The following is a 13,556-nucleotide window of genomic DNA, read 5'->3' on the forward strand; positions in this document are numbered from 1 at the left end:
CCAAAACGAGGCAAACTTCTAGTCAATTCAAGCGGAATATGTTGACAAGGCGATCGAACTTTGGGAAGGCCAAACTACAGCTTTTCCACGTTTTTGGGGCTAGGAGAGAGAAAATATCAGGGATTCGAATGCAAACCTCGCCCTGTATTCGTTGCTGTGGCTCCCTTTGAGTTTGAGCTCCAAATCGACCAAGGCCTGAAGTAGGTTCTTTGCCCGAGCACGACCGATTCGACGCAATCGGGCCTCGGATTTGGCCAAATCGAATCGGTTGAAGCCAGCCTTTTCCAAGGCCGAGCCCAGCGAAACTTTGTCCCCCTCTTTTTCGCACTGCTCGATCCATTGAGCCGCGACTCCGTAACGGCGGAGTGACCAAGAAATCTGGGCGGCGAGCCCGACGGTGGTTTGCCCAGCGTGGAGCAGTTTTTCTAGCTGCTCCAAGGCTACCGAGGTCTTTCCATCTGCAATCGCATCGGCGACCTCCCAAGCTGTCTGGGTTCGCCAACCGCCGATCAGCTCCGCGACTCTATCGTTTGGAACATTCCCTTTCCCATCCTTGAACAACGCGAGCTTGGCGAGTTCGCAGTCGATCAGTCCGCATACAGCTCCAATGCGTTCGACGACCAAAGCTGCTTGGTTGGCTGTGAGTTCGAGCCCATGCCGGCTTTTTCCCCACGAGACGACCCATTGTTGCAAGGCTTTATCGTCCGGGGGATTTCCCCACGATGCTTTCTGCGGAGGGGTGCATTTGACGAGCTTCCCCTTCTTCGAAATCGCAGTGTAGAGCTTTGTGTTGGCTGGAAATGTCTGGATTTCGAGAATCAGCGAGCAATCGCTGGATTGGGAGTCGGCCCATTTTTCAAGCGATTCGCGGTACTTGCTGATGAATTTGTCCGCATTGCGGACCACCGCGATGCGGATCCCCAAATCATCAAACAAGGAACGAGTCGACAACTGATCGTGCACATCGCGCCATGCCGCCTCGTCCCCTTCAAAACTCCGGACAGACTCCGCTTCAATCCCGCTCCCCATAACCCAGTGGCGGATCGATTCGCGCCGCAAGAAATCGTCGCTACCAAAGCACGCGATAAGATAAGGCAGAGGTCGCGCTACGGTACTATCCAAGAATTCAAAGGCTTGCTGTGCCGTTGCCTTTTCTGCCAATGTGCTTCCTCGTTCCGGCCAGAAAAAAGAAAATCCCATATCCTCCGCAAAACAACGCGGTCGAGTATAGCGATCCTGGCAATGGCCGAGAATAGATCGCGTCAATCTCACCCCAAAAGCGGGTTCAAGGCGAGCCCCGAAAGTTAGGACTCGCCTCGTCCACTGCGCAAGGAATTCGAGTTTACTTTCCTAGGGATTTTTCGATCAGAGCGACCAATTCATCGTTTTCCGGGGTCACAGCGGAACTGAACCGGCCCACGACCTTGCCATCCCGATTGACAACGAACTTTTCGAAATTCCACTTCACCTTACCAGCAGGGAGCGGGGTCGTTTGCTGGGTCGTAAGATACTTGTAGAGATCGCAAGCGTTATCGCCGTTGACTTCTACTTTGTCGAGCATGTCGAAGGTGACTTGGTACTTGCTGGTGCAGAACTCTCGGATCTCCTTGTTGCTGCCCGCTTCTTGTCCACCGAACTGATTGCAGGGGACGCCTACGACGACCAATCCCTTCGATTCGTATTTCTCAAACAACTTTTGGAGGCCTTCGTATTGTTTCGTGTAACCACACTTGCTGGCGACATTTACGAACAAAACCACTTTCCCTTTGTACTTCGCCAAATCGACAGGCTTCCCGTCGAGATCTTTCATTTGAAACGCCAAGGAAGGGGGGACGTCCGTCTTCTTTTCGTCGGCCATAACTGGGGAATTCATGCAAGGGGTACAGACGTAACCGGACATCATGGCCATTGCCACAATACCTGCAAACAACGATTTGTAATTCGACATGGGGACCTCGAAATGGGGAGGGAAATGGGAGCTGGGAAATGGACGGAGACGAGGAATCCTCGCGAAAGGCGGGCGGTTTTTACTCGGCCGAAGCGAGTTCACCCGGGCTTTCACGCTAGGAGTCACGCCCGCTACGACAAGACATTGTACGCGACCGAGTCAAGTCGGATCAGTCTACCCGGCGGATTGTGACGCGACGGGCTTCCGTTTCTTGGCCACAAACGCCAGATGATGATCCAGGTGATGGATATAGTTTTCAAGCATATCCGACAGAGTTACTTTTCCACCCTCGGTGTGAATGCCGAAGCGTTCGAAGGCGTTGTCTGGTAAGTGTCGCAGAATGGTCGCCGTCATGCAGCGGTTTCGATGAAACAGATCGACGGCGTCGTGCGCTGAAAGGAGTTCGCTACCGGGAAGACTAGCGAAGGCTGTCTCATCAAAACCGACCAAGAGCGGAATGGGCATGCTGGCAATTCGCTTCATCCGATCGCTCCCGATCAAATCGGCATCTAGCAAATGAATTGCGATCTTTTGTAGCGACCAAGAACCATCCGGCGGAACCGCCTGCAATTGCTCGGAAGTAACCCCTTCGTAAGCCTGCTTTAGTTTCTCACCACCTTTTTCGTAAACGTCGATGCGTTTGCGATCGAACATGCTTGTTCACCTTTCATTCCTGGAGTCAACGAACCGGTAGAGAGTATCATAGCGAATCACGCCCGCCCCATTTTATTCTCTTCGAAAGAATCGCTTCCCCATCATGGATTGGGCCACCTTGGAAACGCGCAAACGACGTAATTGGTTTCTGGTCGTGATTGCATGGATGCTGGGGGCGACCCCTTTCGAAACATCCCTGTCACAAGAAAAGCGACCTGCGGAACAAATCGCTGCACCGCCAAGTTCGCTACAAAGTTCGCCGTCAGCAACGGCCGATCATTGGCTTCTACACCCGAGTGCGCGGATGCCCCGCACGGCGATCGAGAGAGCCAAGTTCCCGGTTGTGGATTGCCATACCCACTTTTGGGTCAAAGGTCGGCATGACGAAGACCTTTTGCGACGGTACGTCGCCATGATGGATCGCAACAACATCGCGATTTCGGTTTCTCTCGATGGAACGCTTGGCCCACAACTAGAGCGCCACGTGAAATTCCTACAGGCTGACTACGCGAATCGCTTTGTGATCTTCGCGAATATCGACTTCCGAGGTGCGGCGGACGAAAAGGACTTTGCGAAGTGGGAATGCAATCAACCTCATTTCATCCGTAACGTGGTGGAACAGCTTCGGGAAGCTCATCGAAAGGATTGGATCGGTGGTCTCAAGTTTTTCAAGGACTTCGGACTTGGCTATCGCGATGCGATGGGCGTGTTGCTTCGGGTTGACGACCCGCGATGGGATCCGATCTGGGAAACCTGCGGAGAGCTTGGACTCCCTGTCCTAATGCACACGGCTGATCCGAGTGCCTTCTTTCGGCCCATCACGGAAATCAATGAACGAAAGCGAGAGCTCGAGCAGCATCCTGATTGGTCGTTTCATGGCGACGGATTCCCGTCCCGCGATGCCTTGCTGGAAGCCAGAAATCGCGTGGTCGGACGCCATCCGAAAACTCGTTTCATCGCAGCACACTTTGGGAACGATGCGGAAGACCTGACTCAGTTGTCCCGTTGGCTTGAGGAATACCCCAACCTTCATGTCGAGTTCGCTTCACGCATCAACGAATTGGGCCGGCAGCCCTACACGTCTCGCGATTTCTTTGTCCGGTATCAAGACCGAATCCTTTTCGGTACGGATGGTCCATGGCCGGAAAAACGTTTGCATTCCTATTGGCGCTTCCTCGAAACGAAAGACGAATACTTTGCTTACTCCGATAAAGTCCCGCCACCGCAAGGAGACTGGAACATCTACGGGATCTTTCTCGAAGACAAGATTCTTCGAAAAATTTACCATGAAAACGCGGCCCGTTTGATCCCTGGAGTTCGAGAGAAACTCTCCGAGCAGTCCAGCCTCCAGTCGCCTGCCCCCGTGCGGAATTGAGGGATTGGTTGAACTATTCGCCGAACCAAACGGTTGCCAAGTCGCTACCATCGGAGTAGTTTAGCCGTGTCCGCTTCGTATCGCGACTCGATTCGCTTCCTTCGCTCTTTTGCATTGGAACAGGAACTCGATCGCGTTGCTCCTCTCCGCGGATCACCACGTGTCTATCGGCATGGAGCGGTCTATGTACTGCTTCCTGCGTGTTCGTTTCTTTTTAGGCAAACGGTCTGCATTATGCGAGCCTCCATCAGGAGATCGTTTCACGTGATGGGGTGGCTCTGTCTCCTTTTTCTCGTGACAACCCTATCTTCGAATACGTGCATCTCGTGGGTGCGCACCGCGTCGATCGCTGGGGAGCCTGCGGACATCAAGGTGGCTGTGGTGAACGCAACGATCCTGACCATGGCCGATCAGGGAACGGTGCCGAATGGGACCTTAGTGGTGAGAGGTTCGAAAATTGAAGCGGTCGGTGGTCCCGATTTGCCCATTCCTGAAGGGTACCAACGGATCGACGCTGCAGGTGCCTATCTAACACCGGGCTTGATCGATTTGCGAAGCAGTCTTTGGTTGGATGCATCGGACCTGGAAGCTTCGGGAAACGATGGCTCGCTTTCCATTCGAGATGCTATCGATCCGGTCGATGAAAATTGGCGAGAGATCCTTTCGACGGGTGTGACGGCTGTCTATATCCAACCATCGTCGCGAGGGGCAATCGGAGGTCGCGGCATTCTTCTTTCATCCTGGCCAGACGCTTCGGCAAGTCCGAAAATTCTCTCGGATGCAGCGGGATTGCAGATGTCGATGGGAACGTCCCGTTCTAACCGAGAAAGATTGCAACGGACCAATTCCCTCAAAGCATGGTTGCAGGGATTGGTAGATTACAAAAAGAAGTGGGACGAATACGAATCCCAACTGAAGAAATTGGAATCGAAAAAGTCAGAAACGGAAACAAAAGAAACAGGCGAAAAAAAGCAGCCAGCGAAAGATTCCGGAAAAGAGCCTTCCAAGGAGTCGAGCGATGCTGCAAAGACACAGGAAAAAGCAGGGGAAAAGCCACCTGAAAAACCGGTGAAGGATTCGATCAAAGAACAGTTTTTGCCCCTGCTCGCCGGCAAAATCCCGGTCCGTCTGGAAGTCCACAACATCAACGATCTTCGGTTTGCCCAGGAATTGATGAAAGGGTTTCCCGATGTGCAGTGGGTCCTGGAATCGCTCGACGAACTCGGACGTTCGACACACGAACTGACCAAGACATCGACGCCAATTGTCCTCCAGCCGATATCGGACGCATGGTTCCCCGGGGATGCTTCCGTATTGCAGGCGACGTCCAACTATCCAGAACTGCTTAGGAAGCATAAAGGGGTTATCGGCATCGGAACGTTCTCCGGTGCAGCGCGCGGTTCGAAATCTTTGCGGACCGTCGCGGCGTCCGCAGTCGCCGCAGGTATGCCCCTCGATCGGGCGTTGCAAGCCATTACATCGGTACCGGCCAAGTTGACACAAGTGGAACAACAGCTGGGAACCTTGTCGCCAGGCAAGGACGCGACATTCGTTCTCTTTGGCGGTCATCCTCTGGATTTAACATCCCCCGTGCTACGCGTCTTCACCGAGGGTATCGATCGCACCCAGGAACTAGAACTGAACTCGAAACGGCCGGTCTCGGGTGATACTTCGGCGAAATCCCACAACGGAACGGAAGCAAAGCCGATGACACTTCCCGATCGATTGCCAGAATCCTACGAAGTGATTTCCAGACGCGTGTGGGTGGACGGGCAATTCATCCACGCTGTGATTCAAGTTCGGGACGGGAAAATTGCTTCGGTTCAGAAAGTGGATTCGGACGTAACAGAGTTAAAGAGCGGGATTGCCCGGTTCGATGTAAACGATCTTCCTATCACACCTGGTTTGATTTCCCCTTTTGCGACGCTAGGCATTGCGAACAATGCGATTGCAGGGGCGGAATCCAATTCGCTTCCCATACAAACGAGTGATGCAATCGATGGCTCGAATCGGGCGAGAGAACGATGGGGAGGGAGTGGTTTCTATCATGTGGCGTTGGCCTCCTCTCCTGCTAATACCATAGCAGGACAGATCGATCTGGTTTCTACCGTCCCCCCAAACGATTTAGACGTCGGCACTGTTGCGATCGAGTTCGTGCTGAGTGAATCGGCGCGCAACGCAGGTCGATTTCCTTCCAGCCTGGCTGGCCAGATCCAAATGCTTCAGGAATTCTTCGGTACCGGTTCCGCAAGCTCTCGTCTGTTTCTTCCAGACGTAGCTTCGATTTGGTGGAGCGAAACCAGTCGGAGCAAGTCCGTACAACTGCGGGATCGATCGCTTATTTCCCTTTTCGTGGTGCGCGAGGGTGCCGAATTGGATGCTTGCGTCCGGATGACCAAGCAGTGGGGGCTGCGAGCGGCCGTTTACGGTATCAAATCGCTGCGTGATCATTTGGGGACGCTCGCCGAATCGAAAGCGACACTCATTCTCACCTCGGAAAGCGAGGAGGACTACCTTTGGTATGGACGCGATGTGGTCGCAAGTTTCGACCAGGGGGTTCCACTCCTCTTTGCAGGCGAGACAGGGCGAGACGCCTTGCGTGCTGCCGCGGAATGTGTTCGGGCAGGGGTTCGCGAGGAGTATGTATTGCAGCAGCTCATCGATGGCCCTGCGGCATTGTTCCAAATCGATCGTCCACAAATTCAGGTTGGAGAGGATGCGGATTTCGTGGTCTGGACGGGCGGTTTGTTATCGGGGCACGCTCCTCGGCCTCGTTGCATCGTTCGCGGTTCGCTGCTCTCCGTCGAGAAAGAGGAGTCCGCTCCTTATTGGACGGAAGGAGCGCAGCAATGATTCGAAAGCAAGAGATGAGTCGAAAGATTTTGTCCGCGGGTTTTGCTTTTCCATCCACCTTCTTCGATCGAAAGCTCGGAATGTTGAGAGAGATTTCTGGGATCAAGCTCGCGACAATAGCGGCATGTTTGGTCTCCAATCCGTGCATAGGGGTGGACGCATGTGCGAACGGTCCGTCGGACGGCGGCAACGCGGTCTTGGTCCAAGCAGAACATGTGATCACCGGCGACGGTGAAATGCTCGAACCGGGAGCAATATTGATTCGAAATGGCAAGATCGAGGCGATTGGCAAAGAAGTCGTCGCGGAGGGAGCCAAGATCGTTCAAGCAAAATGGGTTATGCCTGGATTGGTGAACGCCGCTTCCGATCTGGGGCTCGCGGGTGGAACATCCGAAGTTTCCGCGGAAGTAACGCCTGACTTCGACACCTCTTCGACGATGGACTGGGGATCCCGATCCTTTTCCCGTGCGGTCGATGAAGGGATTACGACGTCGCATGTGATTCCCGGGTCGCAGTCGGTTTTCGCCGGCGTCAGCTGTATGGTGAAGACGGCGGGAAACGTTGATAACTCCAATGCTCCTTACCTGATGAAGAAGGACTGCGGGCTGACCATTGCATTGTGTACCGATCCGACAGGTCGCAACCAATCGCGGGGACGCCCCGACACGGTATTCATGCGGCAGCCCACCAATCGAATGGGGGTGGTTTGGATTCTCCGGAGTTCGTTCCAAAAGGCGATCGAGTCGAAGACCACTGACGACCTGGATGAGAGGAAAATGACGATCCTTCGCAAAGCTCTGGATCAGTCGTTGCCTCTCTATTCTGTAAGCCGCACCGAAGTCGACATTCAAAGTTGTTTCACTTTGCAAAACGAATTTGGGGTTCGGCCCATCATCGTAGGTGGAGACGAAGCGTATAGACTGATCGATACCATTGTGGAAAGGAAGCCAGAGATCGTCTTCACCGGCCTCGCCACGTCGTCACGTGTTGGAGGTCTACGCGGAGAGGAAGGTACCGCCCGAAGATGGAATGTGCTCGGGCAACTCGATGCAGCTGGCGCTACCTACTGCTTGGCCGGCGATCAATTGCTCGAGCAAGCAAGATTTGCGCATCGATTTGGACTGAGTCGCGACGCGGCGCTCCGCAGCATCACGCTCAGCCCCGCGTCTATCTTGAAGATCGACTCGAGCGTCGGGTCGCTTCGGCAAGGCAAGGCGGCCGACTTGCTCGCCCTGGACTCGGATCCACTCGAGTTCCGAACGGCAGTCCAGTGGGTGATGGTCGATGGCAAAGTGCTATCTCAACCTTAGTCAAGTACGTAATCAAGACATACATAACAAACGAGTGCACCGGGACAGATTCATGAAACGCAAAGGTTTGGTTTTGATTGCTGCGTGGGGTTTCACCTTCGCTTGCCAGGTTACCGGATTGCTCGCGGATACTTTGGCGATAAAAGGTGGAACGATTCTGACCGTCTCGGCTGGTCGAATGGAAGACGGGACGATCCTCATTCGCGATGGAAAAATCGAATCCGTCGGTAAGGATGTTCCAGTTCCCATCGAAGCGACCGTGATCGATGCGAAAGGGAAAGTCGTCATTCCAGGGTTCGTGGAGGCGCATACTTCGGAAGGCATGGGGCAGTCGAACGAACGAAATGATTTTGTCCCCTTCCTTTCCGTCGTGGACTCGATAGATCCCGTGCTCGATTTCTTTGAAGAGTCGCGACGAAACGGAGTCACGACAATTGCGATCGTACCGGGGAATAGCACGCTCGTAGGAGGACGATCCGCAATTTTGAAGACTGCTGGGCAGTATGTCGACGACATGATCGTGCGGCGAGATGCGGGAGTAAAGGTGGCCATGCAACCAACCAACGGAAGCCGGATGGGGCATTTGGCTCGATTGCGAAAGGAACTCGACAAAGCAAAACAATCCTTGGAGAAGCGAAGCAAAGGAGAACTGGACTCGAAGGAGTCAGCCAAACCCGAAAGCGGTGAAAAGAAGCAAGACGATGCGCCGAAGCCCGATGGGAATGGTGCCGATGCTTCGCAGCCCGAGAACAATGCAGCTAGCGAAGCCTTGTATGCGTCCAAAGGCTTAGATGTGATGATGGACGTTGTTGCAGGAAAGACTCCGGTTTTCCTTTACTGCGATTCCGCGATGGATGTCGCCAACGGAAAGCAGCTCGCCAAGGACTACAGCCTCGATTGTATCTTCGTCCTGGGTAGAACCGCATACAAAGCAGTAGACCTGTTGAAAGATGCGAAGCATCCCGTTGTTCTTGACAAGAGTCTGGTCTTTTGGGAGTCGGAGCCTCGCACGCGGATGGAATCTAAAGTGGTACTACCCAAGGTTTTTCTGGATGCGAAGGTGCCGTTCGTTTTTCAAACCGGAGATGGCGGTTTCCGAACCACAATTGGTTCTAGCTACCTTTGGTATCAGGCGGCTGTGGCTGTGAAGGCGGGGATGTCGGAAGAAGCGGCTCTTCGGGCCTTGACTCTGACCCCGGCCGAATTGCTGGGGGTCTCGGAGCTAGTGGGTTCAATTGAAGCAGGAAAGGATGCGGATCTGGTAATTCTCTCTGGAAAACCACTTCGAACGGCGACTTGGGTCGAGAAGACAATTGTCAACGGGAAGGTCGTATACGATCGGTCCAACGACGACAAACTAAAGCGACTCTTATCCCCGAAAGCGGAGTAGCTGCCATGTCAACATTCGACGGATTGCGCATTTCAGCGACGAGGACCAAAGTGATGAGGCTCCAGCTAACCGCTCTCTGCAATTTGATCCTCTGCATCTTTGGATTTGTCTGTGCACTACCGACGTCGGTTAGAGCAGAGGTGGGCGCTTTCGGCGCTGCCGACCCGGATGATTCGGACTCGAGAACTATTTTTCAAGTTGGTCAACTTTACTCTGGAAGCGAAGCTCCCATCCGCGATGCGGTCATCGTCGTTCAGCAAGGCAAGATCGTTGCAATTGGTCCGCGATCGAGTGTGAAATGGGAGCCATCCGACAAGTTGGTCGACTGCCGCAATGCCACGGCGATTCCAGGACTTTTGATGGCGGATACAAATCTCGTCGAAAGAGGAAACGATGAGCCGCGGACATTTACTCCGGAAAATCGCGCCATCGATGCGTTCGATTTTTTCAAAGATCGAGCCGAGCTTCTCGCGGCGGGAATTACCACCGTCCACCTTTCTGCTCCCAGCAATCGATTGATGCCAGGGAAGAGTGCGATCGTAAAGCTCGCCGGTAAAGAGACCGCGGATCGAATCCTTCAGGCAGAAGAGAGCATGAAGATCGTTCTCTCACGTGAATCGCTTAATCCACCCACCATCTACGAGCCACCCGTCGGCGCTGTTTCGGTAGATAGGCCTTTAAAACCGACGCAACCGCAGTTAGGGGCTTCTTTGGCGGAAGTCATGGCGGGCCTTCGCGCGATCTTTGAGGGGACCAAGTCGGGGAAGAGCGAGGATCTTTCCATTGAAACACTTCGAAACTGGCTCGATGCCAAACGAACTTTCCAAATCCATGCCTCTTCGGGTAGTGAGCTTCGAGCGGCGGTGGGAGTATCCAAATGGCTCCCAGGCGAATGGTACGTCGTCGCGCCGAAGGAATTTATTCAACCGTTTGATAAAGCGTTGCTCGCTTCGAACGCATTCCGGGGCGTGGTGCTCAAGTCTGAAGTCCGACCAGGAGCTATCAACAATCCGCCTGTGCCACGCGAGGTGGATCGCAATGTTTTGGAACCGTGGGAATTTGCGGAACGAATGAAGGGGCAGGGATTTGTTCATAAGGTTGCCATCCAGGCTGCGACGGACGCCGATCTGAAATCCATATTTTTCTTAGCCAAGCAACTTGTACGAGGAGGATGGACACACGACGAGTGTTTAGCTGCCCTCACATGGAATCCCTCTCGAATACTTGGCGTAGACAGTCGTGTGGGGCGTCTGGCTGTTGGAATGGATGCTGACTTCGTGCTTCTAACCGATCCTCCTTTCGAAGAAGGTGCTGAAGTTTTAGCGACCTATGTCGATGGCCAAAAGGCTTATGAGAAGAAGGTGGAATCGGATGCGATCGTGATCGACGCATCCCAAATTATCACCCCCCATGGCGTCGTCGCCGATGGGAAGATCACAGTGGCTTCGGGCAAAATTCGCTCGGTGGGCAAAGAGGCTACGATTCCCCGCAATGCCCGTCGATTGAGTTTCCCGGATGGCGTCGTCGTACCGGGATTCATCGATGCGGGTTCGGAGCTGGGGCTAGGGTTACCGTTGTCGGAAACTATTCCGCTGGAAACAAAACTGGGTTCCCTCCTCGCTTACGACGACCCGGCCATTCAGTTCGCGAGAGAGGGAGGTGTCACTACCGCGTTGCTGAGCAGCTCTCGATTGCCTAGCCCTGTCATCGCTTTCAAGTTGTTAGATCGACCTCGTGCGCTCAAGGATCCTGTCGCTATCCGATTTGAAGTGAGCGGGAACTTGACGACGGCTGAATTGAATTCCAGGAGAACACTTCTCACCGCTAAGCAATATGTCGACTCTTGGACGCGATATGACGAAAGCATGCTCGAATATCAATCCAAAATAAAAGCGTACGAGATCGAGAAGAGGAAATTCGACGACGCGGCAAAAGAGTCCGAAAAGAAAAAGCAGGAAGAGGCATCAAAAAAATCGGCCGATTTGACCTCGAATCCGCCCGAGAATCCAAATCCCAAGGAAGGGAGTAAGCCTAGCGGTGCACCGAAGTCGGTAGGTTCCTCCGGCGAAAAGGAATCTCCAGGTCAGGCTCAACAAGGTGCGGAGAAAGAAGGGGAAAAGGAGCTCGAGCGATTGAAGGAGCCCGAGAAGCCCAAAGAACCAGAAAAGCCGAAATCGAATGCGAGTTTGGAGCCATACCGCGAGCTCTTTGCAGGAAAGATACTCGCCATTGTTGAGATCGAGGATTTCCGTGGGGCAGAACTGGCATTCAAGCTCTTTCACTCCGAGTACAAGCTCCCATTGGTTCTCGCCGGAGGCAAAGGCCTGTGGGAAGCTTCCGACTGGATCTCCAAAGGATCATTACCGGTCATTCTCGGGCCGGCGTTTTCGATCGAGGAACGAGGGGAGTCGATCGATCTTCCCGCCGAAATGGCGCTTCAGAATATTCCCTTTCTGGTTCAATCCAAAGGGACTACGGGAGTGAAACAGCTTAGCGAAGCGCTTGCCTATTCCGCTTTTCGCGGTCTCGCAAAGTCGAAAGGACTCGCGGCGCTGACCACGACGGCTTCCGCGACGCTGAAACTGCCCTCGATCGGGGCGATCGACGAGGGCCGTGACGCAGATCTTGTTGTGCTTAGCGGTAGCCCCCTCGATATCGCCACAGAAGTCTTAGCCGTCATCATCGACGGTAAGATCGTCTTCTTGAAGGAGTCCAAGGAATAACATGCTGCTGCACCGATTCATTCCTCCCTATGCCCGAGTTAGACATCTGGGTGGCGTTATAGCCTTGGGGTGTGTGCTCGCTCTTTTTTGCGTTGCGATGTCCGCTGTCGCAGTGGGCGAAGAGCCATCACCTGATAATCATCGAATCGCCGTGCGAGTGGGGAAAGTCATCACATGCGCTGGCGAACCGATCCTCGATGGCGTTATCCTTATCGAGAACGGAAAGATCCAATCCGTAGGTCCATTTGCTAGTCTGACGATCCCAGAGGGTTGCAGCGTGATTCACCATCCCGATTCGTTCGCGATGCCTGGCCTCATCGAGGCGCATTCGCACGTAGGAGGGACTGGGGATTTGAATGAGATGGTTTATCAAACCAACCCAGAACTTCGGAACTGGGACCAGATCATTCCTCACAATGAAAAGCTCAAAGTGGCCATCGCAGGGGGTGTCACCACCGTCTGCTTTATCCCAGGTAGCGGAACCAACATGGGCGGCTGGGGAACGCTGATGAAAACTGGCCCTGGCAAACTTTCCGAAATCATCCTCAAAGCGCCGGGGGTTCTTAAGATCGCCCAAGCGGGGAACCCGGAACGGAGCGCTGGCGAGGTAGGTTCGGGTCGGATGGGCATGAATCACGTGATCCGTCAACAACTCCTCGAGGGACGTCTTTACGTTCAACAATGGGATGCGTACGAGTCGGGCAAGACGACGGTGAAACCAGAATTCAATCTGCGTTTGGAGTACTTCAAGCCCTTGTTCCATCGCGAGATCCCCGTCGTCGTACACACACAGCAATACCAAGTCGTTCAATCGACCCTCCGAATGCTTGTCGACGAAATGAATCTGAAGATCGTGATCGACCACGGGACGTTTGATGCGTTTAAGCTGGCCGAGGAGGTCAACAAGCGGGGCATACCCGTCATGGCAGGTCCTCGGGGCTTTTGGATGGACCCTGCAAATGGCCAGATTCGCGGCATCGTCGTCGAGTATGCCAATCGAGGGACGACGCTCCTCGGAGTCAACACCGACGCGCCTGTGATTCCGCAGGAGGAGCTCTCATTTCAAGCGACGATGGCAGTCAGGTATGGCTGGGATGAAGAGAAAGCCATTCGCGGCTTGACGATCGAAGCAGCTCGCGCCTTGATGATAGAGGATCGGGTCGGGTCACTCGAACCCGGCAAGGACGCGGATATCGTGATCTCGACCGGTTCGCTGATCGACCCACGTCACTATGTCAAGCAAGTCTTCATCAACGGGAAGAGCGTCTATGACATTCAAGTGGACAGGAGAAGGTTTTAAACA

The 13,556-nt window shown here is 53.9% G+C and carries 9 protein-coding genes; 6 read left to right on the plus strand and 3 right to left on the minus strand.

The features are described 5' to 3' along the window. Positions 1-99 precede the first annotated feature (99 nt). The 3 genes from holA to VN12_RS01100 all read right to left on the minus strand — a co-directional run bounded on the left by holA (position 100) and on the right by VN12_RS01100 (position 2,602). Complete coding sequence (holA, locus tag VN12_RS01090) at positions 100-1,200, minus strand: DNA polymerase III subunit delta (RefSeq protein ID WP_146675098.1); 1,101 nt, start codon at positions 1,198-1,200, stop codon at positions 100-102. Between the two features lie 142 nt (positions 1,201-1,342). Next, a complete protein-coding gene (locus VN12_RS01095) occupies positions 1,343-1,948 on the minus strand; it encodes a glutathione peroxidase (protein ID WP_240491282.1) in 606 nt (201 codons plus the stop codon). Between the two features lie 174 nt (positions 1,949-2,122). Beyond that, positions 2,123-2,602: a DinB family protein gene (locus VN12_RS01100; RefSeq protein ID WP_146675099.1), complete on the minus strand. Its 480-nt coding sequence runs from the start codon at positions 2,600-2,602 to the stop codon at positions 2,123-2,125. 103 nt (positions 2,603-2,705) lie between these two features. Between VN12_RS01100 and VN12_RS01105 the strand changes: the two genes are divergently transcribed. The 6 genes from VN12_RS01105 to VN12_RS01130 all read left to right on the plus strand — a co-directional run bounded on the left by VN12_RS01105 (position 2,706) and on the right by VN12_RS01130 (position 13,553). Continuing rightward, positions 2,706-3,977 (plus strand): amidohydrolase family protein, encoded by a 1,272-nt coding sequence (locus VN12_RS01105; protein ID WP_146675100.1) that lies wholly within the window; start codon positions 2,706-2,708, stop codon positions 3,975-3,977. 66 nt (positions 3,978-4,043) lie between these two features. Beyond that, positions 4,044-6,830: an amidohydrolase family protein gene (locus VN12_RS01110; RefSeq protein WP_146675101.1), complete on the plus strand. Its 2,787-nt coding sequence runs from the start codon at positions 4,044-4,046 to the stop codon at positions 6,828-6,830. Continuing rightward, complete coding sequence (locus tag VN12_RS01115) at positions 6,827-8,140, plus strand: amidohydrolase family protein (protein ID WP_168164131.1); 1,314 nt, start codon at positions 6,827-6,829, stop codon at positions 8,138-8,140. The genes VN12_RS01110 and VN12_RS01115 overlap by 4 nt, the downstream gene beginning before the upstream one ends. A 52-nt stretch (positions 8,141-8,192) precedes the next feature. Then, positions 8,193-9,530: an amidohydrolase family protein gene (locus VN12_RS01120; protein WP_168164132.1), complete on the plus strand. Its 1,338-nt coding sequence runs from the start codon at positions 8,193-8,195 to the stop codon at positions 9,528-9,530. A 5-nt stretch (positions 9,531-9,535) separates the two neighbouring features. Next, a complete protein-coding gene (locus VN12_RS01125) occupies positions 9,536-12,253 on the plus strand; it encodes an amidohydrolase family protein (protein WP_146675104.1) in 2,718 nt (905 codons plus the stop codon). Positions 12,254-12,350: 97 nt separating this feature from the next. Further along, on the plus strand, positions 12,351-13,553 hold the full coding sequence (locus VN12_RS01130) for an amidohydrolase family protein (RefSeq protein ID WP_168164133.1): 1,203 nt from the start codon (positions 12,351-12,353) through the stop codon (positions 13,551-13,553). The last annotated feature ends 3 nt before the right edge of the window (positions 13,554-13,556 follow it).

Origin of the sequence: Pirellula sp. SH-Sr6A, assembly GCF_001610875.1 — a bacterium.
In the GTDB taxonomy this organism is placed as follows: domain Bacteria; phylum Planctomycetota; class Planctomycetia; order Pirellulales; family Pirellulaceae; genus JBKCUI01.